This is a genomic window from Streptomyces sp. NPDC050988 (assembly GCF_044456225.1).
In the GTDB taxonomy this organism is placed as follows: Bacteria; Actinomycetota; Actinomycetes; order Streptomycetales; family Streptomycetaceae; genus Streptomyces.
On record NZ_JBITFQ010000001.1, the window covers coordinates 387,683 to 410,787 of the forward strand.

A 23,105-nucleotide genomic window follows, 5' to 3' on the forward strand; every position below is an offset into this window, starting at 1 on the left:
GTTGTGAAGGAATGGTACGTACCAAAGTCTTGACGTCCCCTTACCTCACCTCTTAAATCAAGAGTCGAAGCGCGCACCCCCCACCTCAGTCGGCACCCATCCCCCCACAGGGATCGCCGTACGGAAGGGAGAGTCGTGGACTCGCCACGCCTGCTCCGCAGATGCCTCCTCGCCACCCTGTCCGCCGTACTCCTCGCATCCGCCGCGGTCATGCCCGCGCAGGCGGATGCGGGGCAGGCCGCCGCAGGGCAGGCGGCCCCCGAGCCGAAGGCCGCCGCGGCCGTGACGTTCTCGGACACCTTCGACGGCGCCGCCGGTTCGGCCGTCAACTCCTCGAAATGGCAGATCGAGACCGGCGACAACGTCAACAACCACGAGCGGCAGTACTACACAGCCGGCAACAACAACGCGAAGCTCGACGGCCAGGGCCACCTGGTCATCGAGGCCCGCCGCGAGAACCCTAACAACTACCAGTGCTGGTACGGGCGTTGTGAGTACACCTCGGCCCGCCTCAACACGGCCGGCAAGTTCACTACGACGTACGGCCGGGTCGAGGCCCGGCTGAAGGTCCCGCGCGGTCAGGGCATGTGGCCCGCCTTCTGGATGCTCGGCAACGACATCGGACAGGTCGGCTGGCCCAACTCGGGCGAGATCGACATCATGGAGAACGTCGGCTTCGAGCCCTCGACGGTCCACGGCACCCTGCACGGCCCCGGCTACTCCGGCTCGGGAGGCATCGGCGCCGCCTACTCGCTGCCCGGTGGCCAGGCCTTCGCGGACGCCTTCCACACCTTCGCCATCGACTGGAGCCCCGACGCGGTCACCTGGTCCGTGGACGGCAATGTCTACCAGCGGCGCACCCCCGCCGATCTGGGCGGCAGGCAGTGGGTGTTCAACAAGCCGTTCTTCCTGATCCTCAACCTCGCGGTGGGCGGCTACTGGCCGGGCGACCCGGACGGCTCGACCCAGTTCCCCCAGCAACTCGTCGTGGACGAGGTGAAGGTGACGACGAGCGACGGTTCCGGTGGCGGTGCGCCCATCAGGGGGCTCGCGGGCAAGTGCGTCGATGTGGCGGGCGCGAGTTCCGCCAACGGCACGCCCGTTCAGCTCTACGACTGCAACAGCTCCGCCGCGCAGCAGTGGACCGTGGCCTCCGACGGCTCGATCCGGGCGCTCGGCAAATGCCTGGACATCACGGGCAACGGCACGGCGGACGGTTCGACCGTGCAGCTCTGGGACTGCGGGGGCGGGGCCAATCAACGCTGGGTGGTCAGCGCGGCCGGCGACATCGTGAATCCACAGGCCAACAAGTGCCTGGACGTGACGGGAAACAACTCCGCCAACGGCACACGGCTCCAGATCTGGACGTGCTCGGGCGGAGCCAACCAGAAGTGGACCGTCGGCTGACCGGTCGGAACAACTGACCGACGCGGAAGCACCACCCGCCGACGCAGAGGCACCACCCGCCGACGCGGAAGCAATACCCGCAGGTGCGGGCGTACGGCCGACTGACGTGGGGAGTCGGCCGCACGCCCGCACCTGCTTGTCAGTCGCTCGCCTCGCAGTCGGTGTCCTGCAGCTGGATGGGCCGCGTGGCGTCCAGGCCGACGTACGCCGTGAAGGTCGCCGTGTCCTGACCCTGCTCGCCCCAGTGCGTGGTCACCGTGGCGTAGCCGACGCCCGCGGACTGGGCCGTGCTCACCGAGCCGATGTCGATGGACCGCGGCTCGTTCTGGGCGCAGAGCAGGATGTCGACGCCCTCGCTCTGCGCGACCTTCTCCTTCAGGTGCTCGGAGATGCCGTATTTCCGGGCGAAGTCGCCGGGCCCGTGGTCGCCGTAGAAGTCTCCGAGGAAGGTGTGGATCTCCTCGGCGGTGTAGCGGTCGTTCGGGTCCGCGGCGGGTGCGGCGGAGGCCGGTGCGGTGGAAGCGAGCCCGAGACCGAGGACGGCCGCGCAGCCGAGGGCGAGGGCGACACGCTTGGTCGGGCGCGTGACGGTGCGGAACATGTGAGGTACCCCGTTTTTTCCTTGCTGTGCCCATGAGTTGGGCTGGTCACAGGAGCAGACCCGCCGCCCCCGGCGGGCGTTGTGCTCTCCTCCGTCGCTGTTGCCGTTCCCGGACATCTCCCGCACATTCGCCACGCGCTCCGTCGTGCGACCCGTTCATCACGTGGCACGCCCGATCGCTCGGGCGTGCCACTCCCCTCCTGAGGTCACCCGCCGGGCGCGCGGCCGGTGACTGTCAGCAGTTCATGGCCCAGGTGTGCGAGTCGCCGCGGTCGTTGGCCACGCCGTTGTAGCCGACCTCCTGTCCCGGTGACAGGCAGATCGTCATGTCGCCGCCCCGATAGGCGTCCTCGTACACCCGGACGTGGTCCTTGATGCCGGGTCCGGAGATGCCGTGGTTGGCCCAGGAGGAGTCGGTGTCGGCGATCCAGCTCTCCCACCAGCCGTCGTCGCCCGACCAGTTGGCTCGCTGACCGCCGAAGTTCGCGTTCTCCCAGACGCAGAACTCTCCGCTCGGGCAGCTGGCGGCGCCGGCGGGCGAGGCCAGGGCCAGACCGCCGCTCAGGGCGAGGACGGCCGCGGCTGCGGAGACGGCGAAGCGCTTGATGATCACGAAGGGGTACTGCCTTTCTCTCGGTTCTTCCGAACGGTCCGCTCGGCGTACAGATCCGCCGCGCGGTGCAGTGCGCGGGTGCGCAGCTGCCGGTAGGTGGTCAACTGGTCGCGCCGCTCGGCGCGGACCTGGTCCAGCAGGGCCGGTTCCAGCCGGGCGCGCACCCCGCCGAGGCCGCTCTCGCGGTCGCAGCGCGCGGCGACCGCCGGGTCGGGCCGCTCGGGTCTGGGTCCGTGGTCCGGTGTGACGCACCGGACCCAACGGCCGTGCGCTGCCCGGTGGTCGGGGTCGTCCTTCAGTCGCAGCCCGGCCTCGGCGCGGAGGTTGTTCACGACGACCTGGGCTCGGAACCAGCGCCGCTCGTCCCCGTACAGCTCGCGCTGCGCGGCGGCGAGGCAGCCGTCGGTGTGCGCCCTGACGGTGTATCCGGTGGCGAGGGTGACGGACAGTTCGGTACGGCCACGGCCGAAGAGGGCGCCCTGCAGTCGCCGGTCCGCGGCGTCGTCCGTTCCGCCCTCCCGCCGTTCGCCGGCGGCCGGTTTCGAGGACAGCCCCCGCCCGGCCAGGCACCGTTCGACGAGAACCTGCTGAGCGGCCTTGATGAGGTCGTCCCGCTCCCGCTCGGTCCTGGGCAGCGCAGGCGCGTCCGGTCCCGCGCCGGTCGGCGTGACGCATCCGCCCAATGCCAACAACGCCAGCAGCGCCAATACGACGGAGACGGCAGCGCCGAGCGCACGCGGCAGTCGCACGGCTCAGCCGACCTCGCAGCCCATCGTGGTGTCGGACACCCCGTCGAGCCGGGCACCCCAGGGCCAGTTGTCCGCCAGGTCGTGCGCCCGGATCAGCCGGTAGTAGCAGGTGTCCCGGGCCCAGTCGATGGCGTACACGGCGGTGTTCGCGTCCGAGCGGAACGACGCCGCCTTGTCGTGCAGGGATTCCGGTACGTCCGTATAGCCCGGTGGTGTGTAGCACCAGGACGTGCCGTGCTGTCCGGCTCCGGTCCAGAAGCACACGGAACCCGCGGCGGGTGCCGTCGGCGCGGCCGTCGCGAGGGGAGCGGCGCCCAGGACGGCGACGGCGGCGAGCAGGGCCGCGGGCAGGGCGGGGCGACGGAACATGACGACTCCAGTCGTACGAGGGAGGGATACGCGCGGGGCAACCTGGCCGGATCGTGATCACGGTGACCGCCAAGATCAAAGTGCCCTCGTGGGAGCGGGCCCATGCGCGGCCGCGCCCGCCTCCCGATGCACGGAGCAGCCCAGTCCACGACGGCTCACCACGGCGCAAAAACCCAGGTCCGCGCGCCCCCAACCACATTCACCCGAACAGCGGGCGAGAACCATGACGCGCCCCCATAGGGGCGCGGGGAACTGCGCGATCAACCCCCACCGGCCCGCGGTGTACCCACTCCCCTCGGCGGAGCCCAACCGCGGAGCCCTACCGCCGAGCCCTACCGCGGAGCCCTACCGAAGATGCCAGGTGAGCTTGTCTCCACCGACCCACCGCACCACAGCCGGGTCATCGGCGTCATGCACCGGAATCCCGTACGCGGCAGCGGCCATCAGGACGTCCGTGAAGCTCCTGGCCTCGCCGATGACAGCGCCGTCGATCTCCACGATGCGGAAGGGCGGATCGCCGGGCTGGACGCCCAGGACCGTGATCCGCGGGTGCGAGATGTGGGGGCTTGCGATTTCAGTCATGATCCCACCGGTTCCACACGCGTGCCGCCGATAAGCCTGCCCGGGCGGCGCTGTCGGTCGTCGTGGCACTCGGCGGCGCCGGCGTGACCGGCGTCCGTACGAGGTCGCAGTTCATGGTGGCACAAGGCGGCCATGTCGGCTGCCGTGCGGGCGGCGGCGGGCTGCGCCACGCTGGAACCATGGACCCGGCCGAGGCCCTGGACCGGATCGCGTTCCTGCTGGAGCGGTCCCTGGCCCCCACCTACCGCGTACAGGCGTTCCGCACGGCGGAGGGCGTGGTCACGGGGCTGCCCGCCGACGAGGTGGCCCGGCGGTCCGCCGAGGGATCGCTGGAGTCGCTGAAGGGCATCGGGCCGAAGACCGCGCAGGTGGTGCGCGAGGCGCTGGCCGGACAGACGCCGGGCTACCTGGAGAAGCTGGAACAGGAACAGGAGGCCGCGGGCCCTCTCGTCCAGGGTGGTGAGGAGCTGCGGGCGCTGCTGCGCGGCGACTGCCATCTGCACTCGGACTGGTCGGACGGCGGCAGCCCCGTCGAGGAGATGGGCCGTACGGCGGCACGGCTCGGGCACGAGTGGGCGGTGCTCACCGATCACTCTCCGCGGCTCACGGTGGCGCGCGGGCTGTCCCCCGAGCGGCTGCGGGAACAGCTCGCCCTCGTCGCGGAACTCAACGAGCGCTGGGCTCCCTTCCGGCTGCTCACCGGAATCGAGTGCGACATCCTTGACGACGGGTCCCTCGACCAGGAGCCCGAGCTGCTGGACCGGCTCGATCTCGTGGTCGTGTCCGTCCACTCCAAACTGCGGATGAACGCGGCCGCGATGACGCGCCGGATGGTCGCCGCCGTACGCGATCCGCACTCCGACGTGCTGGGTCACTGCACGGGACGGCTGGTCACCGGGCGCGGGCGGCCCGAGTCGGAGTTCGACGCGGACGAGGTCTTCGCCGCCTGCGCCGAGACGGGCACGGCGGTCGAGATCAACAGCCGTCCGGAGCGGCTGGACCCACCGCGCCGGCTGCTCCGCCGGGCGGTCGAGGCGGGTGTGCTGTTCTCCGTGGACACCGACGCCCACGCGCCCGGGCAGCTCGACTGGCAGCCGTACGGGTGCGCGCGGGCCGAGGAGTGCGGGGTGCCTCCGGAGCGCGTGGTCAATACCTGGACCGCGGAGGAGCTGCTGGCGTGGACGGGACGTCGTGAAACCCCTTCGTGACACACGTCACGGGAAACGCCGTGCGGACCTGGGAACACCCGCCGGTAGTTTCCCGTTAAATCAGCTGTGGGTGCGGATGGGACAGTGTCCCCGGGCCTCACCTTCCGCCCACAGGGAAGATCGTTCGGCTGAAGCCCTGTGGAGCATCCCGCCGAGAGGCGACCGCCATCCGTGGCCACCCACAGACGGCCCCGACCGTGATTCCCCCGTCCGGTCGGGGCCTTTCCCTTGTCTCCGCTGTCTGTCTCCTCCCTTGTCTCCGCTGTCCGTCTCCGCACTTCCCTCGCGCCACGCCGGGCCGCGCTTGACTTCGAGAGCGCTTCAATTCGTAGCGTCGGCCGTATGACCACTGCACAGCACAAGATCGGTTCGGGATTCGGCCCCAGGAGCACCGCTGACGACGTGCTCGACGGCATCGACCTCACGGGGAAGCTGGCGATCGTCACCGGCGGCTACTCGGGGCTCGGCCTGGAGACGACCCGCGCGCTCACCAAGGCCGGTGCCCGGGTCGTCGTCCCGGCGCGGCGCAGGTCGGTCGCCGAGGAGGCGGTCGCCGCCCTCGACGGTGTCGAGGTGGACGAGCTCGACCTCGGCGACCTGGACAGCGTCCGCGCCTTCGCCGAGAGGTTCCTCGCCTCGGACCGCACCGTCGACATCCTCATCGACAACGCCGGGATCATGGCCTGCCCGGAGACCCGCGTCGGCCCGGGCTGGGAGGCCCAGTTCGCGACCAACCACCTGGGCCACTTCGCTCTCGTCAACCGGCTCTGGCCGGCGATCGCCCCGGGCGGTGCCCGCGTCGTCTCCGTCTCCTCGGCCGGCCACCACAACTCCGACATCCGCTGGGACGACCCGCACTGGCGGCAGGGCTACGACAAGTGGGAGGCGTACGGGCAGGCGAAGACCGCCAACGTCCTGTTCGCCGTACAGCTCGACGCCCTCGGCAAGGACTCCGGTGTACGGGCCTTCTCGCTGCACCCGGGCGGCATCCTCACCCCGCTCCAGCGGCACCTCGCCAAAGAAGAGATGGTCGAGCGCGGCTGGATCGACGAGAACGGCACTCCGCTGAACCCGGAGGGCTTCAAGACTCCCGAGCAGGGCGCGGCCACCCAGGTGTGGGCGGCGACCTCGCCCCAGCTGTCCGGCATGGGCGGCGTCTACTGCGAGGACTGCGACATCTCCGACCCCGCCCCGGCCGACGGCGAGCGCATCGGCGTACGCGCCTACGCCGTCGACCCGGCGTCGGCGGCCCGCCTGTGGGCCCTCTCCGCGAAGCTCACCGGAGTGAACGCCTTCGCCTGAGCACCTGACCGCGACCGCGCGGGCGGGCCGGTGAAATCCCGGTCGCCGCGGCCCTCGTGAGGGCGCGAGGCTGCGAACGTCGTGCGGCTCCTCCGCGCGGGCGGCACCGGCCACGAACGACCCGCGGACATCAGCGGCCGGGTCGAGGCATCGGCCCAGGCCGCAGACGTCGAACGGCCCGGCCGGAGATCGGCTCAGGCCGCCGATATCAACGGCCCGGCCGCCATGCCGGCTCAGGCCGGGGACTCCTCCGGCCCCGGGTGTTCGGGGTGCACGGTGCTGCTGGAGTGCTCGTCACCTCGCCGCCGTGTGCCCGCCTCGTCGGTGTCGGGGACGTCGGTGTCCGACTCCGGCGTGTCGTCGTCGGAGCCCTCGTGCCGCGTGGGGTCGGCGGGCGTGATGTCCCAGCGGTCCCCACCCTCCTGGGCCTGCTGGTCGGGCAGGTCCCGGGGGACGGGGCCCGCGTCCTCCCCGGCCCTCTTCGTCCGGTCGTCGCTCACGGCGCGCTCCCCTCCTCGTCGGTGTGGTTCCCGGCCGGGCGGAACTCCTTGTCGTACGGAATTCGTCGTCGTACAGAACGTCGGACAGAACTCCGTCGGACCTCCGCGTCGGCCCTGGTGCGGGTACCTGCCGACGCGACCGGTGAAACCCCCGGAAGGCGTTAATGCGGAGCGCGTTCCTCCATGGCCGCGCGCCACGCCGGGAGCTGGTTGTCGCCCGCTTCGGGGCCCGGGCGTCGTCCGCCGTGTGCGAAGAAGTCGGCGAGCGGGAGGATCGCCGCGCCGACCGTGACGGCGTCGGGGCCGAGGGCGCCGAGCTCGATGGTGACCCGCTCGGCCGGATGGCGCAGCGCGTACGAGACGGCGTGTTCGCGAACGGCGGGCAGGAAGCGGGAGCCGAGCTGGAGTCCGGCCCAGCCGCCGATGAGGATGCGCTCGGGCTGGAACAGGTTGATCAGGTCCGAGAGGCCCGCGCCCAGGTACTCGGCCGTCTCCTCCAGCACGGCGAGCGCCATCGGGTCGGCTTTCGAGTCGTCGGCCGGATAGGCGGCGGCGAGCATCGCGGTGAGGGCGGTCTCCTCGTCGACCCGCTTCGGCGGGTGTCCGCCCGCCTCCTCCCAGCGCTCCAGGAGGGCTTCGGCTCCGGCGTAGGCCTCCAGGCAGCCGAGCGCACCGCACCGGCAGCGGCGCCCCCTGACCCGTACGGTCAGATGCCCCCACTCCACGGCCCGGCCCCGCTCCACGTCGTCCGTGACGAGGCTGGCGCCGACGCCTGAGCCGAAGAGGACCACGACCGCGTTGTCCGCGCCGCGTCCGGCGCCGAACCACATCTCGGCCTGGCCGAGCGTCTTGGCGCCGTTGTCGGTGAAGTACGGGACGGAGTCCGGGAGTCCGCAGGCCGTGCGGAGCAGGGACTCCAGCGGGACGGCCGGCCAGCCGATGGTCTGGCCGTGCACCACGGCGCCCTCGGCCGGAGTGCGCTCCACTATGCCGGGCACTCCGATGCCGACGCCCAGCAGCCGCTCGGGGGCGATGCCGGCGGCGGCGAGGACCTCCGTGATGCCGTCGCGGATGTGGCCGACGATGACGTCGACGTCGTAGCCCTGATGCTCCAAGGGCCGTTCCGTGCGGGCGAGTTCGGTGAGGGTGAGATCGAAGAGCTCGACGCGTACGCGGGTCTCGCCGACGTCCACGCCGATCATGTGGCCGCTGGCGGGCGCGACCCGCAGCAGGGTGCGTGGGCGGCCGCCGTCGGAGTCGACGCTGCCCGCCTCCTCCACCAGACCGTCGGCGACGAGTTCGGCGACGACGTTGCTGATGGAACCGGAACTCAGTCCGGTGGCCGGGCCGAGTTCGAAACGGCTCATCGGTCCGTCGAAGTAGAGCCGACGCAGCACGGCCGTGCGATTGCCCCGCCGCAGGTCACGCACCGTGCGGCCGTTCCGCCCAGCCATGTGGCTCCTTCCCGCCGTCCCCCGACCTGCAAGATACCCCTGCGCTATCCCTTGACGCGACTTTCTTCCAGGTCTTAACTCACGTCCTAAATTAAGACGTGAGGGCGTTCGGGAAGTGAACGCGGCGCCCTCACGCATCTCCCTCCGGGAAGGGACGCCAGACGTCATGCGCAGAACCCGAGCCGCGGCCGCGAGCGCGGTCACCGTCTCACTGCTGGCCGCCGTGACCGCCTGCGGCGGTGGCTCGTCGACGGACGGCGGGTCGAACGACTCGCCGAAGACGCTCACCTACTGGGCCTCCAACCAGGGCCCGAGCATCGAGGCCGACAAGAAGATCCTCACGCCCGAGCTGAAGAAGTTCGAGAAGGACACCGGCATCAAGGTCAAGCTGGAGGTCATCCCCTGGTCCGACCTCCTCAACCGCATTCTCGCCGCGGCCACTTCGGGCCAGGGCCCGGACGTTCTCAACATCGGCAACACCTGGTCGGCCTCGCTCCAGGCGACGGGGGCCCTGCTGCCCTGGGACGCCAAGAACTTCGACAAGATCGGCGGCAAGGACCGGTTCGTCGAGTCGGCGCTCGGTTCGGCCGGGGCGACCGGCTCGGATCCGGCGGCGGTGCCGCTGTACTCGATGGCGTACGCGCTCTACTACAACAAGAAGATGTTCGCGGACGCGGGGATATCCGGGCCGCCCGCCACCTGGGACGACCTGGTCGCCGACGGGAAGAAGATCTCCAAGGACGGCAAGTGGGCGCTGGCCGCCGAGGGTTCGAACCCGTCGGAGAACATCCACCACGTCTTCGTCCTCGGCAAGCAGCACGGCGCCGACTTCTTCGACGCCGACGGGAAGCCCGACTTCACCTCCGACGGGGCCGTCGCGGCGGTCAAGCAGTACGTCGACCTGATGGGCAAGGACAAGGTCATCGCGCCCGGCAACGCCGAGTACGCGCAGAACCAGTCGCTGCAGGACTTCGCCAAGGACAAGACGGCGATGGTGCTGTGGCAGACCGCCGCCACCACGCTAGAGGCGCACGGCATGAGCGACGACGACTGGGGTGTCGCGCCGGTGCCGGTCCAGTCCGGCAGCCCGGGCTCGGGCACCGCCGTCAACTCGATGGTGGCGGGCATCAACCTGGCCGTCTTCAAGAACACCGACAACATCGACGGCGCCCTGAAATTCGTGAAGTTCATGACGAGCGACGCCGAACAGAAGACGCTCAACAAGACGTACGGGTCCATCCCCCCGGTCAAGGCGGCCCAGGACGATCCCGCGTTCAACACGCCCGCGCTGAAGGTGATCAGGGACACGCTCGCCAAGAGCGCGGCCCCACTGCCCCAGGTGCCCAACGAGTCGCAGTTCGAGACGGCGGTGGGCACGGCCGTGAAGGAGCTGTTCGCGGACGCGGCGGCCGGCCGGGCGGTGACGACCGCTTCGGTCAAGGAGAAGCTCTCCGAGGCTCAGCAGCAGATGCCGAAGAAGTGAGCGTTCGATGACCGTGACCGCTGAACCCGCGGTCGGGGAGGAGGCGTTGCCCGGTGCGACGGGGCCCACCCCGCGCCGCCGCACCGGGCGAGTACGCCGTATCGCCCTGCCGTATCTGCTCCTCCTGCCCGCCCTGCTGCTCGAACTCCTCGTCCATCTGGTGCCGATGGTCATCGGCATCGTGATGAGCTTCAAGGAACTCACGCAGTTCTACATCCGCGACTGGGGCGCCGCGCCCTGGGCGGGGTTCGACAACTACAGCCTGTCCGTGGACTTCGACGCGCCCGTCGGCGAAGCGCTGCTCCACTCCTTCTTCGTGACCTGCGCCTTCACCGTGCTGTCCGTCGGCCTGTGCTGGCTGCTCGGCACGGTGGCCGCGGTCTACATGCAGGAGACGTTCCGCGGCCGCGGCTTCCTCCGCGCGGTCTTCCTCATCCCGTACGCGCTTCCGGTGTACGCGGCCGTCATCACCTGGGCGTTCATGTTCCAGCGCGACAACGGCCTGGTGAACCACGTGCTGCACGACCAGCTGGGCCTCACCGACAGCCCGTCCTTCTGGCTGATCGGCGACAACAGCTTCGTCGCCCTGCTCGTCGTGTCGGTGTGGAAGGGCTGGCCGTTCGCCTTCCTCATCGTGATGGCGGGCCTGCAGAACATCCCCAAGGAGCTGTACGAGGCGGCGGCGATCGACGGGGCCGGCATGCTCCAGCAGATCCGCCGCATCACGCTGCCCTCGCTGCGCCCGGTCAACCAGGTGCTCGTCCTGGTCCTCTTCCTGTGGACGTTCAACGACTTCAACACGCCGTACGTGCTGTTCGGCCAGGCGGCACCGGAGGCGGCGGACCTGATCTCGATCCACATCTACCAGTCGTCGTTCGTGACATGGAACTTCGGGACGGGATCGGCGATGTCCGTGATGCTGTTGCTGTTCCTGCTGCTCGTGACCGGCGTCTACCTCGTCCTGACCTCACGCGGACGGAGGGCGGCCGATGTCTAGCCAGGCGCTGTCCAAGGAGTCACTGCCCAAGCAGTCACCGTCCAAGCGGTCGCCGTCGGCGTCGCGGTCCCCGATGGCCGCGCCCCGGTCCTTCCTCTGGTCGCGCCGCATCTTCCTCACCCTGCTGACGGGCTTCGTCCTGCTGCCGGTGTACGTGATGCTGTCCAGCTCGCTGAAACCGCTGCAGGACGTGTCGGGCAAGTTCCGCTGGGTGCCCAGCGGGCTGACGATCCGCCCGTACATCGACATCTGGTCGACCGTTCCGCTGGCGAAGTACTTCGTCAACTCGCTGATCGTGGCGGGCGCGGCGACGGTCTTCTCGGTGGTGATCGCGATCTTCGCCGCGTACGGGGTGAGCCGCTACCGCTTCCGCGGGAAGCGTCTGTTCACCGTGACCGTGCTGTCCACCCAGATGTTCCCCGGGATCCTCTTCCTGCTCCCGCTGTTCCTGATCTACGTGAACATCGGCAACGCCACCGGCATCGCGCTCTTCGGCTCGCGGATCGGCCTGATCCTCACGTATCTGACGTTCTCGCTGCCGTTCTCGATCTGGATGCTGATCGGCTACTTCGAGTCTGTACCACGGGACTTGGACGAGGCGGCGATGGTGGACGGCTGCGGGCCGCTCGGCGCGCTCTTCCGGGTCGTCGTGCCCGCCGCGGTCCCCGGGATCGTCGCGGTCGCGGTGTACGCGTTCATGACCGCGTGGGGCGAGGTGCTGTTCGCGTCGGTGATGACCAACGACACCACCCGTACGCTCGCCGTCGGTCTCAAGGGCTATGCCACGCAGAACGACGTGTACTGGAACCAGGTCATGGCCGCCTCGCTCGTCGTGAGCGTCCCCGTGGTCGCCGGGTTCCTGCTGCTCCAGCGCTATCTGGTCGCCGGGCTCACCGCCGGAGCCGTGAAGTGACCGACTCCTCCCCGCGCTCCAACTCCCCTTCCTCCGAAAGGACTTCTGTGACCATCGACCTCGCCGCGCTCCCCCAGGACTTCGTGTGGGGGACGGCCACGTCGGCGTACCAGATCGAGGGTGCCGTCACCGAGGACGGCCGCTCGCCCTCCATCTGGGACACCTTCTCGCACACACCGGGGAAGGTCGACGGCGACGACCACGGGGACATCGCCTGCGACCACTACCACCGGTGGCGCGAGGACATCGCCCTGATGAAGGAGCTGGGCACCAACGCGTACCGGCTGTCGGTGGCCTGGCCGCGCGTCGTGCCGGGCGGCGACGGCCCGGTGAACGCCAAGGGCCTCGACTTCTACGACTCGCTGGTCGACGGCCTGCTGGAGGCGGGGATCACGCCGTCGGTGACCCTCTACCACTGGGACCTGCCGCAGGCGCTCCAGGACCGGGGCGGCTGGCCCGAGCGCGACACGGCGTACCACCTGGCGTCGTACGCGACGGCCGTCGCCGAGCGCCTCGGTGACCGGGTCAAGCACTGGACGACCCTCAACGAGCCGCTGTGCTCGGCGTGGATCGGCCATCTGGAGGGGAAGATGGCTCCGGGCTTCACGGACCTCACGGCGGCCGTCCGAGCCTCCTACCATCTGCTTCTCGGCCACGGCCTCGCCACGCAGGCGATCCGGGCCGCGGCACCGGCCGCCGAGGTCGGCATCGTCAACAACCTCTCCAGCATCGAGCCCGCCACCGACCGCCCCGAGGACGTCGCGGCGGCCCGGCGCATGGACGGCCACACCAACCGCTGGTGGCTCGACCCGGTGCACGGCCGCGGCTTCCCGGCGGACATGCGCGAGGTGTACGGAGTCGAACTCCCCGAGCGGGCGGGCGACTTGGCGACCATCGCCCAGCCCCTGGACTGGCTGGGCCTCAACTACTACTTCCCGTCGGCCGTCACCGACGACCCCGACGGGCCGGCTCCCTTCGCCCAGTCGGTCCGCCGGCCGGGTGTGCCGCGCACGGGCATGGACTGGGAGGTCGACGCGTCCGGCATCGAGAGCCTGCTGCTGCGCCTCACCGACGACTACGGCGCCCGGCGGCTGTACGTCACCGAGAACGGCTCCGCCTACCCGGACGTCGTCCGCGCCGACGGCACGGTCGACGACCCCGAGCGCACCCTCTACCTGGAACAGCATCTGGCGGCCTGTGCGTCGGCCGTCCGCAAGGGGGCTCCCCTGGCGGGCTACTTCGCCTGGTCGCTGCTGGACAACTTCGAGTGGGCGTACGGCTACGACAAGCGTTTCGGGCTCGTGCACGTCGACTACCGGACGCAGCGGCGCACGGTGAAGGGCAGCGGGCGACGGTACGCGGAGATCATCCAGGAGCACGGCGGGAGGGCACGGAAGGCGGCCTGAGGCTCACTCCGCCGAGCCGGCCCCAACCTCGCTGACCGAGACCGAGGCCAACTGGCCGGGTTCGAGGGCTACTGGCCAAGTGCGGGGCCTACTGGCCGAGTTCGTCCAGCGCCGCGGTGAGTTCCGGGGCGACGCGTTTCCTGACCCAGGCGACCTGCTCGTCACCGGCGCCACGCGGGACGGTCTCGATGAGCATGATCAGGTAGAGATAGCTGCGGTAGAGGGCGAGGCGCGGACGGGCCGAGTGGGTGAACTCGGCCCGTCCGCCCGCTTCTTGATAACCCGTCAGGAAGGCGTGGTCCTTCCTGATGTCACCGAGGAGCTCCAGGGAGACGAAGTCCGCGAGGGGGTCTCCCCAGAACATGCGCTCGCCGTCGATCAGTCCGCCGATCCGGGGCTCGCCGCCGCCTTCCGGGCGGTCGATCAGGATGTTCCCCTGCCACAGGTCGAAGTGCACCAGGCGCGGGTCCGTGACCTCGTCCAGGGCGTCGTACGCCGACTTGGCCGCGCGGGCCACCTCGTCCACCGGGCGCGGCAGCCAGGCCTCGTACCGGCGGGCGTCGTCCAGGACGGCTTCGTAGATGGCGGTGAAGGCCGAACGCCAGTCGGTGGACAGGGGCCCGAGAGCCCCGGACGGGTACCCGAAGCCGGGGCCGGTCACCTCATGGAGGCGGGCCACATGCCGCCCCAACTCCCGGCGCAACAGCGCCTGTTCGGCGTCCGAGCAGGTGTCGTCCCAAGCGTCACCCGGGCAGGCCGTCATCAGGAGATGGCAGCCCTCGGACGCGTCCAGGCAGACGTGCACGACCCTCGGCGCGGGCACGTCGACCGTGGCGGCGGCGCGGTAGAACTCCGCCTCCGAGACGAGGAGTTCACGCTCGTGGCTCATGCCGGGCACGGTCGGCGGTGGCGGGATCTTCAGCACGTACCGGCTTCCGTCGGTGAGGCGGAGTTCCTCGACGGTGTTGTACGTCCCGCCGCTCATCGGACGGCGGCCGGCGAGGCCGCCGGGCGGAAACCCGGCCGCCTCCAGGATCCGTCCGGCCCGCTCCTCCGACATCCCGCCCACCCCGTTCCCGTCGTTGCACCGCTTGTCGTTGCACCGCTCGGTGTTGCGCCCGCCCGGTCGGCGATCCGTCGCCACGCGGCTCACCCGGCCGCGTAGACGTCCTCCACATAGCGGCCCGCCGCGACCAGCTCGTCGAGCCACCGCTCGCAGGCCGCGTCGTCGGCGTCCTGCGTACGGTCCCGGTACAGGGTACGGAAGGCGTCACGCACCCCGGGTGCCATTCGTGAACCGTCGCCGCAGACGTAGACACGGGCACCGGAGTTGAGCAGTTCCCACACCTCGTCCGCCTCGGCGGCGATCCGGTGCTGGACGAAGGTCATGCCGTCGACGGGGGCCGCGCTGAAGGCAGGGCGGAGGGAGACGGCTCCGGCTGCCTCGGCGGCGCGGAGTTCCTCGGCGTGCAGGAAGTCGGCGTCCGGGGCGTCACAGCCGAAGTAGCAGAGGGCAGGGGCCAGTTGGGTGTCCGCCGCAGTGCGGTCCGCGATGGCCCCGCGGAAAGGGGCGAGGCCCGTTCCCGCGGCCACCATGACGACCGGTGCCGAGTGGTCGATACGAAAGGCCTCCCGGCACGGCTGGACCCGGGCCAGTACGGTGTCGCCCGGCTTGACCGCGCTCAGATGGCCGGAGCCGGTCCCCGTGTAGACGCCGTTCCCCGAGCGGGCCGGGGCCTCCAGCAGCGAGACCATCAGGTCGGCGTGAGAGGGGTCGGTGGCGGGCGAGGACGAGATCGAGTAGGTACGAGGGCGCAGTGGCGTGAGGATCTCTTCGAGGAGCAGCGGCCAGCCCAGTGCGCCGCGCAGCGCGGGGTACGCCTCGACCAGCTCGATCAGAGTCCGCTGATCGGAGGCCTGGAGGTTGGCGAGGGCGGCCCGCTCGGGCGGGCACGGGTTGGCGGCGGCGAGTACCGCCAACCGGTCCGCGGTGGGACGCTCCTGCAACTCCACGTGATGCGTGAGCAGTTGACGTACTGTCAACGGCCGGTCCACGGCGATTCCGTCGCGGCGCGGGCGGCTCGCCCGGATGTCGAGCACGGCGTCGAGGTCCACGCCAAGAGCGGCCGCGGCCCTCTCGACGAGTTCCGGAGCATTGACGGGCAGCACGGTGAGGTGGTCGCCCGTGCGGTAGGTCGTACCGTCGGGCAGGGCGAGCCGCACGAAGCGCTTCGTGCGCGGGTGGCCGGGAGCGGTGAGGTCATAGGCATCGGTGACCGTCAGCGGGACGACATCGTGCCGGGCGGCGAGCGCGTCGAGGGGGCCGCCGGTCAGCGTACGGACCTCGTAGGCCGCCGCCGTGTCGTCCGGTGCGGTGGCGTCCGGGGCCTCCGGGTCGCCGTACTTCTCCAGCAGGGCCGTGCGCAGCTCGGCGGTGAAGCCACGGACGGTGCCGCCGAGATCGCCCGAGGCATCGGCGGCCGCGCGGTCCAGGAGCCGGGTACCGCCCAGCTCCGCCAGCCGGTCGTCGATGCGGGTCGGGAAGTGCTGGTAGGTGGCGGCCCAGTTGCGGTCGCCGACACCCAGGACGGCGTACGTCAGGTCGGCGGCGGCCGGGGCCTCATCCAGCCAGGCGGCGAAGGCGGTGGCGTCGTCGGTGGGCCGGCCGTTGTAGGAGGCCGCGGTGATGACGACGGGGCGGTCGGCAGGCAGCCCGTCGGCGTACGCGTCCAGCGCCGCCACCTCGGTCTGGCACCCCAATGCGGCTGCCTGGTCGGCCAGTTGGGCGGCGAACTCGCGGCAGGTCCCGTAGTTGCTGCCGTGCAGGAAGAGCGCCCGGGTGCCGGGGCGTACCCGGGCGGGCAGCGTCTTCTCGTCGGCCACGGCGGCCTGTTCCCGTGCGGTGCCCGGGAGTTGGGCGTGCTCCCGGTCGGCCGTCGTGCGCGGGGTGAGCGTGAGCGTGAAGCCGTCGGGCTTCAGCGTCAGCGTCTCCTTGACCGTGAGCCGGTAGTCGGCGTGGTCGTGCAGCCGGTAGCGGTGGACGATCATCGCCAGCAGCATGGTCGCCTCGTGGAGCGCGAACTGCCGCCCGATACAGGCGCGTTCACCGGTGCCGAACGGTTTGAACGCGTGCGGGGAGCGCGCGGCCTCCGCCTCCGGGGTGAAGCGCGAGGGGTCGAACAGCTCGGTGTTGTCGCCCCACACCGGCTGCCGGTGCAGCATCGGAGCAAGCACCATGGCGCCCTGCCCGGCACTCACCGGGATCCGCCCGCCGAGCAGCGTGTCCTCCCGTGCGTGCCGGCCGAACACGGCGGCCGTCGGCCACAGCCGCAGCGCCTCGTTGAGCACCTGCCGGGTGTACGCGAGCTGCCCGACCTCGTCGAACGTCGGCTCGGGGCCGGCCGTGTCGCCCCACAGCGCGTCCACCTCGCGCTGTACGAGCTGGAGCACGGCGGGGTGCTTGGCGAGGTAGTAGAGGGCGAACGACATGGCGCCGGACGTGGTCTCGTGGCCCGCGATCAGGAAGGTGATCACCTGGTTGCGGATATTGGCGGTGTCGAGCTTGGTGCCGTCGACGGGGTGCTCGGCCGAGAGCATGAGTCCGAGCAGGTCCTCCGCAGTGCCCTCTCCTTCGGAGACCCGGGCCTCGATCACGTCGTCGACCACCTGTGCCAGGTAGTCGGCGTCGCCCCGGAAGGCGGCGTCCGCCGCGGAGTGGTCCTGGCCGGGGAGGCGGCCCAGCCTGGTCATGCTCCACTCCAGGCATCTGACCATGGCCTCGACGAACGGATGCGGCTCGTCCCGCTCGAACGACCCGAAGTCGTAGCCGAACCCGGCAAGGCCGATGGTGTCGAGCGTCATCCGCGTCATGTCGTCGGGAACGTTCACCGGAGCCCCGTCACGGGCCCCGCGGTCCCACGAGTCGATCAGCCTGCGCGCCACCTTCAGCATCACCGGGTGATACGTCCGCATCGACCCGAGCGCGAAGGCCGGCATCAGGATGTCGTGCGCCCTGGCCCAGTTCGGCTCGTCGTTGTACGCCGTGAAGAGCCCGTCCGCGGCGAACTCCCGCACGTTCTCCAGAGCGGGCCCGACATGCTTGGCGAACCTCGTCTCGTCGGCGAGATCGGTCACCAGTTCAAGGTCGCTCACGAACAGGGTGTCCCGCCCGTGCAGCCGCCGCACGAGCACCGGCCCGTGGGCCCGGCTCAACTCCATGACCTGCTGCAGTGGGGTGCGGCCAGGCCCGACGGCGGAAATGTCAACAACAGGAACCCCATCAAGGGTCCCGACAACATGCGGATGCGACACGGTGGGGGTCATGACGCGACAACTGCCTTTCGTGGTACGGAAGTCACGGCCGTCCCAGCTTCAACCAGCCCGCGCAGCCGTTCGCGCCACGGGGCTACATGATCGTGCAGTACTTTCCCGCGGACAGGGCTTGCGGCTGCGCGGCTTTTAGGGGCGCGGGGAACTGCGCGATCAGCCACAGCCAACCCGCACCCGAATCACAACGCCCAGCACGCTTCCCCCGCCGAACAAGCGGAGCGCATAGGCTCCGCCACATGGAACAGAGCGAGATCATCCTGCGAGCCATCGGCGTCCTGACCGAGACCCAGGAGATGGTGCGCAGGCTCAACGAGGACGTCGAGGTCGACATAGACGCCGGAGAGGCACAGCTCGGCAGGCTGGTGACCGAGGTGTTCCCGGCGGTGGAGGTCCCCGGCGACGCAACCCCGGCCGAGGCGGGTCAGGCCGTCATCGACGCCCTGATGCCCGCGGCGATCTCCCTGGTCGGCGCCTTCGCCTTCCTGTTCTCGGAACTCGCCGAGGTCCACGACACGGGCCGGACCGACATCAAGAGCACCGAACTCCTGCGCACCCTCGCGCTGCGCCTGTCCAACTCGGCCACGCACACGGACGACGACGGCGACGACAGCGACGACGACGCCTGACCATGCCCGACGTACCTCCCGAGTCCGCGGTGGTCTGGCGCAACCGGGCCATGACCCTTTTCGACCGCACCCCCATGCCCATCGCGGTGTGCGACGTCTACGGGACGATCGTCCTGGCCAACCCGGCGATGGCGGCGGAATGGGGCGCGACTCCGGGCGGCCTCCGCGGCCGGGACGTACTGGATCTCTTCCAGCCCCAGCAGGCGACGCAGGTGGACCGCATCGCCGAGGCGCTGCGGCTTCGTCACCGCTCGCGCTACCAGATCGCGGTCCGCTGGCGGGCTACCGGCGGCATCGAGCGGTACGGCGAGCTGACGGCAGACCCGGTCAGTGACACCGTCGACGCGACCACCAATCTGCTCGTCCTGCTACGGGTGCTCGGCGAACACGAACCGCGGACGCCGACGCCGGCTCCCGCCGGGCCGCCGGCCACTGAGGCCGAGGCCCGCATCCTGGCCCTGCTCGCCGGCGGTGCGACCACCGCGCACGCCGCCCGCGAGACCGGCCTCACCGTGGACGGCGTCAACTACCATCTGCGCCGCCTGACCCGCCGCTGGAAGGCGGCCAACCGCACGGAACTCGTCGCCCGCGCCTACGCCCTGGGCGTACTCGCCCCCGGCACCTGGCCGCCGTCCGCCGCTCCCCCCGACTAGCGGGACGACCGGCCCGCCGACTCGCTCGTCGAGGCGGTTCGTCCGGCGGGCGCCCCGAACCTGGCCAGGCAGTGCCACACCTTCTTCAGGTCCTGCGGGTCGTGACGCCCGGTGCGGGCGGCGTCGCCGATGACCCGCGGGTCCAGGTGCCCGTCCTCGGCGATCCGCGCCCCCAGCTCGACGTACCGCGGACCGCGGAAGTCCGGGTGGCGGCGCAACTCCTCGACGGAGAGCCGGTACCCGGGGTGCCATTCGACCGGGCAGGGCAGCCGCCGGGCCGCGGCCTCGACAGGGGTGCCGCGGTAGCAGGCGTCCAGGACCAGCGTCTCCGTGTCCCGGTCCAGGGCGACCCGTCCGTGCACCTGCGCCTCGATGTAGTCGTCGAGGGCGTCCCGGTCGTCCGCCTCGGCCAGACCGATGAGGGACATCCCGTCGGCGACCCCGAACGCCGTCGGGTCGACGGAGCTGTCCGGGTAGCAGAACGTGGCGCGCCACAGCGCGTCCGGGGCCAGCCGGAAGTGCGCGGAGCCGAATCTCGGTGCGGCGCCGACCACTTGGTGCCGGAAGTTCAGCGCGCCGTACACCGGCCGCTCGTGCGGGGCCGCCGCGTCGTATGCCCCGCCGAACATCCGGCTCTCCCAGCGCCATCGGTCGCCGCCCGGATGCGCCGTCAGCCCACCGTTGCTGGTGCCCGTGACGTACTGCGAGTGGTACGTGCCGTCCTCGGCCAGCGCCTCCAGGATCGGGCGCCCTCCCACCAGGCGGTCCGGGTGCAGATTCAGGGTCAGCCGGAGCGCCGGGTCGAGGGCGGGTCCGGACGACAGCGCCGCGACATGACGCAGAGCCCGCGCCCGCGGTGAGCGAATGCCCCCGAAATTCACTGGATCTCCCTCGACACGACTACCTAATCTAGGCCAGAACCTAGGAGCCCTAGGTTTCCCCAAGTCGACCACCGACGCGCCAGGAGAACCCTTCACGATGAGACCACTCTCCGAGCAGGACATCCGCAACTCATTTGTCAACTGCTCCAAGGGCGAGGCCAAACGGCTGGCGGTACCGCGCGATCTGGCAGAACGACCGTGGGACGACCTGGACTTCCTGGGCTGGCGAGACCCCGGAGCACCCGACCGCAGCTACCTGGTGACCGAGCGGGCGGGCCGGCCCACCGGTGTGACCCTGCAACTGTCGGCCTTCCTGGACCGGCTGTACGCCTGAGGGGTCGGCGCGCTGGAGGGCCTGTACGACCTCCCTGTCCGTGGGTGGGGCCGACGCCGGTGTCGTGCCGGACGCCACGACGCCGGGGCGGACGAGCAGGGTCGAGACGGACACGAACGGCCCTGGTCAACGCGTTCCCGGCCATGTCAGACTGACCGCTCGGCCTGTGCCTCCTTGCCGTCGTCTCGGGTGAGCTGCGCCGTCTGGACGAGTTCGGTGCGGCTGTGGAACGGGAAGTGCCCAAGGATGCGAGATGTACGTGAGGCGTGGGCCGCGGGCAGCGCCCGGGTGACGAAGTGGCGCCAGGAGCCAGTGATCGTCCAGACGGTCCGCTCTGCGGCCGCCGCGACGATCGCGTACGTGGTGGCGCTGCGGTTCAGTCCCGAGGCCGCCCCTCTCACCGCTCCCCTGACCGCGCTCCTCGTCGTCCAGGTGACGCTCTACGCCACCCTCACGACCGGCATACGGCGGGTCAACTCCGTGGTGGCGGGCGTTCTCGTCGCCATCGCCTTCAGCGCGCTCGTGGGGCTGACCTGGTGGAGTCTGGGGCTGCTCATCCTCGCCTCGCTGGCCGTCGGGCACCTGGTGCGGGTCAGCGAGTTCGTGCCCGAGGTGGCGATCAGCGCCATGCTGGTCCTCGGCGTCACCCGGGTCGGCGACACGGCCTGGGCACGGATCCTGGAGACGCTGATCGGCGCTCTGGTGGGATTCGGCTGCAATCTGCTGTTCGCTCCCCCGGTATGGGTCGGCGCGGCCGGCCAGTCCATCGAGGATCTGGCCCGCCGGATGCGGCAGTTGCTGCTGCGCGTCGGCGAGGAGGCCGCCGGCCGCACTCCCGTGGCGGTCGCGGCGGCGCGGCTCCACGAGGCACGGGAGCTCGACCACGACATCGTCGAGGTGGACGCGGCCCTCAAACAGGCCGAGGACAGCCTGCGGCTCAATCCGCGTGTACGGGAGGGACTGCTGCACCGGGTCGTGCTGCGCACCGGCCTCGACACGCTGGAGATCTGCACGGTGGTGCTGCGGGTCCTCGCGCGCACCCTGACGGACCTCGCCAAGGAGCGGGCGCCCGAGCCGTTGTTCGAGGCGGAGATCGGGGCGACCCTGGAGCAGTTGCTGGCGGAGGTCGGTGACGCCGTGGTCAGTTTCGCCGTTCTGGTCACCACCGATGTCAGTCACAGCGCGGAGTCGGCGGAGTCCCGGCTCGCCTCCGAGCTCGTCGCCGCGACCGCCACCCGCGACAAGCTGAGCCAGCTCCTCCTGGAGGAGGTCCAGCGGGACGCCCGGCAGTGGCAGTTGCACGGGGCCGCCCTCACCGAGGTCACCCGGATACTCGACGAACTCGACATGGAGCACCGCTCGCGCCGGCTCCTGGAGGAGCTGGACCGCTGCACGCGGGAACAGCGCGAGCGCATGCCCCGCCTGGACCGCCTCCGCCGACGGCTGCGCTCCGCCCGGCGGAACCGTACCGCCCCCTCACGTCGTACTACGTGACGTGCCGATCGCCGTACGACATCCCCACCATGGACGTACACACACGGCGATCGCAGAACGACATGTCCACATGACGACAAAGGGAGTTACGGATGGCCGACGGCACCGTGCGGATCGACGGGAACTCACTGCGACTGGCGGGCGGTGTGCAGGTCCGGTTCATCCGCACCCTGCGTCTGCCCGAGACGGGCACGCATCCCCTGCCCCCGGGGCTCGGCGAGTTCCCGCTGCGGCGCGTGGAGGACTACCCGGAGACGGTGCCCGCCGAGTGGCTGGCGCGCGGCGGGGTGATGCTGCCGGTGTATCTGCGCGAGGCGATGTGGCTGAGCTTCGGCGGAACGTCCGAACCGGCCGCTCTCCAGGTGGGCGTCGGCAAGGTGTGCGCGGTCTCCGGCAAGCCCTGGAGCCCCCGGCCGGCACGGAAGCCGCAGAACTACGTGGTCCTGCCCCGTCAGCCGTGGCTCGACGGGATCAACTCCGGGAAAGGCACGGTCCGTCAGTTCGTGGCGGTCCCGCTGGGTCTCGGTGCCACGGTCGAGGGCCAGGTCACCGGCGAGGAGGTGTGGGGCGGCGTACAACTGCAGTCGTTCCCGCTGAACGACACCGCGCTGCACGCCTGGCGTGAGGAGCAGCGCCGGCTGGCGGAGGCGGCGGAGAGCCGCCGCAGGAGCGCCGCGGCGGGTGGCTACGGCGGTGCGATGCCCATGGCGCCCGGTTCCGCGCCCCAGTGGGGTGCTCCGGCGCCGGCGCCTGCCGCCGCGCCGCGTGCCGCGGCGGCGATGGGTCTCGGTGTCGGCGGTTCGATGCGCCAGGAGGTCTACAAGGACGACCGTCCGTTGTCGGACTGGTCGACCACGGCGGCCGGCCGTGTCTTCGTCCACCTCGTGACGCCGCCCGAGTGGCGCCGCATCACGGGTGAGGCTCCCCCGCCGTCGCCCGTCGACCGCGCGGCCTACACCCGGGCCGGACTGCCCTGGTTCGACTACTACGACCAGGACGCCGCGGACCTCGATCCCACGGACACGCTCGGCGAGGTCAAGCCGGTCGGCGACTGGCTCGGCGACGACCACACGCCGTGGCAACCGCCGTCGCCCCAGCAGGTCAAGCCGCTGGGAGACGCGCCGGGCAAGCCCGTCGTGGACGGCGAGTGGTGAAGCCGGCTCCGGCCCGCGGCCGGAGTGTTCACCTCACCCGTCGCCCTCCG

Annotated in this window: 21 protein-coding genes and 1 pseudogene; 12 read left to right on the top strand and 10 right to left on the bottom strand. The window is 70.8% G+C overall.

Translation table 11 applies throughout. From position 1 onward, the window contains the following. Positions 1-135 precede the first annotated feature (135 nt). Positions 136-1,407 carry a ricin-type beta-trefoil lectin domain protein gene (locus ACIBEI_RS01680; protein WP_398883974.1) on the top strand — a complete coding sequence of 424 codons (1,272 nt, stop codon included), beginning with the start codon at positions 136-138 and terminating at the stop codon, positions 1,405-1,407. A 139-nt stretch (positions 1,408-1,546) separates the two neighbouring features. Here ACIBEI_RS01680 and ACIBEI_RS01685 read toward each other — a convergent pair whose 3' ends face one another. From ACIBEI_RS01685 to ACIBEI_RS01705, 5 genes are all read right to left on the bottom strand, one after another. Continuing rightward, positions 1,547-2,008 carry a hypothetical protein gene (locus ACIBEI_RS01685; protein ID WP_398883976.1) on the bottom strand — a complete coding sequence of 154 codons (462 nt, stop codon included), beginning with the start codon at positions 2,006-2,008 and terminating at the stop codon, positions 1,547-1,549. Between the two features lie 235 nt (positions 2,009-2,243). Further along, a complete protein-coding gene (locus ACIBEI_RS01690) occupies positions 2,244-2,615 on the bottom strand; it encodes a peptidase inhibitor family I36 protein (protein WP_398885057.1) in 372 nt (123 codons plus the stop codon). Between the two features lie 2 nt (positions 2,616-2,617). Continuing rightward, the gene (locus ACIBEI_RS01695) at positions 2,618-3,370 is read right to left on the bottom strand and encodes a hypothetical protein (RefSeq protein WP_398883978.1); all 753 of its coding nucleotides are present in this window, start codon (positions 3,368-3,370) and stop codon (positions 2,618-2,620) included. 3 nt (positions 3,371-3,373) lie between these two features. Beyond that, a complete protein-coding gene (locus tag ACIBEI_RS01700) occupies positions 3,374-3,739 on the bottom strand; it encodes a hypothetical protein (RefSeq protein WP_398883980.1) in 366 nt (121 codons plus the stop codon). A 345-nt stretch (positions 3,740-4,084) separates the two neighbouring features. Continuing rightward, the gene (locus tag ACIBEI_RS01705) at positions 4,085-4,321 is read right to left on the bottom strand and encodes a hypothetical protein (RefSeq protein ID WP_266758148.1); all 237 of its coding nucleotides are present in this window, start codon (positions 4,319-4,321) and stop codon (positions 4,085-4,087) included. A gap of 179 nt (positions 4,322-4,500) precedes the next feature. Between ACIBEI_RS01705 and ACIBEI_RS01710 the strand changes: the two genes are divergently transcribed. Beyond that, positions 4,501-5,529 (top strand): PHP domain-containing protein, encoded by a 1,029-nt coding sequence (locus ACIBEI_RS01710; RefSeq protein WP_398885059.1) that lies wholly within the window; start codon positions 4,501-4,503, stop codon positions 5,527-5,529. 342 nt (positions 5,530-5,871) lie between these two features. Beyond that, a complete protein-coding gene (locus ACIBEI_RS01715; RefSeq protein ID WP_398883982.1) occupies positions 5,872-6,831 on the top strand; it encodes an SDR family NAD(P)-dependent oxidoreductase in 960 nt (319 codons plus the stop codon). A 233-nt stretch (positions 6,832-7,064) separates the two neighbouring features. Here ACIBEI_RS01715 and ACIBEI_RS01720 read toward each other — a convergent pair whose 3' ends face one another. Continuing rightward, the gene (locus ACIBEI_RS01720; RefSeq protein WP_398883984.1) at positions 7,065-7,331 is read right to left on the bottom strand and encodes a hypothetical protein; all 267 of its coding nucleotides are present in this window, start codon (positions 7,329-7,331) and stop codon (positions 7,065-7,067) included. A gap of 161 nt (positions 7,332-7,492) precedes the next feature. After that, positions 7,493-8,785 (bottom strand): ROK family protein, encoded by a 1,293-nt coding sequence (locus tag ACIBEI_RS01725; protein WP_398883986.1) that lies wholly within the window; start codon positions 8,783-8,785, stop codon positions 7,493-7,495. A 166-nt stretch (positions 8,786-8,951) separates the two neighbouring features. Here ACIBEI_RS01725 and ACIBEI_RS01730 point away from each other — a divergent pair, with 166 nt between their 5' ends. From ACIBEI_RS01730 to ACIBEI_RS01745, 4 genes are read left to right on the top strand one after another with little or no spacing between them, the layout of a single operon-like run. Continuing rightward, entirely contained in the window at positions 8,952-10,268 is a 1,317-nt protein-coding gene (locus ACIBEI_RS01730) for an ABC transporter substrate-binding protein (RefSeq protein ID WP_398883988.1), read from the top strand. 7 nt (positions 10,269-10,275) lie between these two features. Next, positions 10,276-11,265 (top strand): carbohydrate ABC transporter permease, encoded by a 990-nt coding sequence (locus tag ACIBEI_RS01735; RefSeq protein ID WP_398883991.1) that lies wholly within the window; start codon positions 10,276-10,278, stop codon positions 11,263-11,265. After that, positions 11,258-12,178 (top strand): carbohydrate ABC transporter permease, encoded by a 921-nt coding sequence (locus ACIBEI_RS01740; protein WP_398883993.1) that lies wholly within the window; start codon positions 11,258-11,260, stop codon positions 12,176-12,178. Before ACIBEI_RS01735 ends, ACIBEI_RS01740 begins: the two co-directional genes overlap by 8 nt. A 47-nt stretch (positions 12,179-12,225) precedes the next feature. Continuing rightward, complete coding sequence (locus tag ACIBEI_RS01745) at positions 12,226-13,584, top strand: GH1 family beta-glucosidase (RefSeq protein ID WP_398883995.1); 1,359 nt, start codon at positions 12,226-12,228, stop codon at positions 13,582-13,584. A gap of 88 nt (positions 13,585-13,672) precedes the next feature. Here ACIBEI_RS01745 and ACIBEI_RS01750 read toward each other — a convergent pair whose 3' ends face one another. Together ACIBEI_RS01750 and ACIBEI_RS01755 are read right to left on the bottom strand one after the other, a co-directional pair. Then, positions 13,673-14,644: a phosphotransferase family protein gene (locus ACIBEI_RS01750; RefSeq protein WP_398885061.1), complete on the bottom strand. Its 972-nt coding sequence runs from the start codon at positions 14,642-14,644 to the stop codon at positions 13,673-13,675. 89 nt (positions 14,645-14,733) lie between these two features. Further along, positions 14,734-17,907: a cytochrome P450 gene (locus ACIBEI_RS01755; protein WP_398883997.1), complete on the bottom strand. Its 3,174-nt coding sequence runs from the start codon at positions 17,905-17,907 to the stop codon at positions 14,734-14,736. Positions 17,908-18,149: 242 nt separating this feature from the next. Between ACIBEI_RS01755 and ACIBEI_RS01760 the strand changes: the two genes are divergently transcribed. Together ACIBEI_RS01760 and ACIBEI_RS01765 are read left to right on the top strand one after the other, a co-directional pair. After that, a complete protein-coding gene (locus ACIBEI_RS01760; protein WP_398883999.1) occupies positions 18,150-18,539 on the top strand; it encodes a hypothetical protein in 390 nt (129 codons plus the stop codon). 2 nt (positions 18,540-18,541) lie between these two features. After that, a complete protein-coding gene (locus ACIBEI_RS01765; RefSeq protein WP_398884001.1) occupies positions 18,542-19,192 on the top strand; it encodes a PAS domain S-box protein in 651 nt (216 codons plus the stop codon). On the opposite strand, the gene ACIBEI_RS01770 is transcribed toward ACIBEI_RS01765, so the two are convergent. Next, positions 19,189-20,073, bottom strand: a complete 885-nt coding sequence (locus ACIBEI_RS01770) for a DUF3626 domain-containing protein (protein ID WP_398884002.1) — start codon at positions 20,071-20,073, stop codon at positions 19,189-19,191. The two genes, ACIBEI_RS01765 and ACIBEI_RS01770, sit on opposite strands and share 4 nt — an antisense overlap. A gap of 97 nt (positions 20,074-20,170) precedes the next feature. On the opposite strand from ACIBEI_RS01770, the pseudogene ACIBEI_RS01775 reads away from it, so the two are divergent. From ACIBEI_RS01775 to ACIBEI_RS01785, 3 genes and pseudogenes are all read left to right on the top strand, one after another. Further along, positions 20,171-20,383, top strand: a pseudogene (locus ACIBEI_RS01775) (FBP domain-containing protein); the annotation flags it as partial. Positions 20,384-20,653: 270 nt separating this feature from the next. Beyond that, positions 20,654-21,901, top strand: coding sequence for an aromatic acid exporter family protein (locus tag ACIBEI_RS01780; RefSeq protein WP_398884004.1), 1,248 nt, complete (start codon positions 20,654-20,656; stop codon positions 21,899-21,901). Between the two features lie 92 nt (positions 21,902-21,993). Further along, positions 21,994-23,055: a hypothetical protein gene (locus ACIBEI_RS01785; protein WP_398884006.1), complete on the top strand. Its 1,062-nt coding sequence runs from the start codon at positions 21,994-21,996 to the stop codon at positions 23,053-23,055. Positions 23,056-23,105 lie beyond the last annotated feature (50 nt).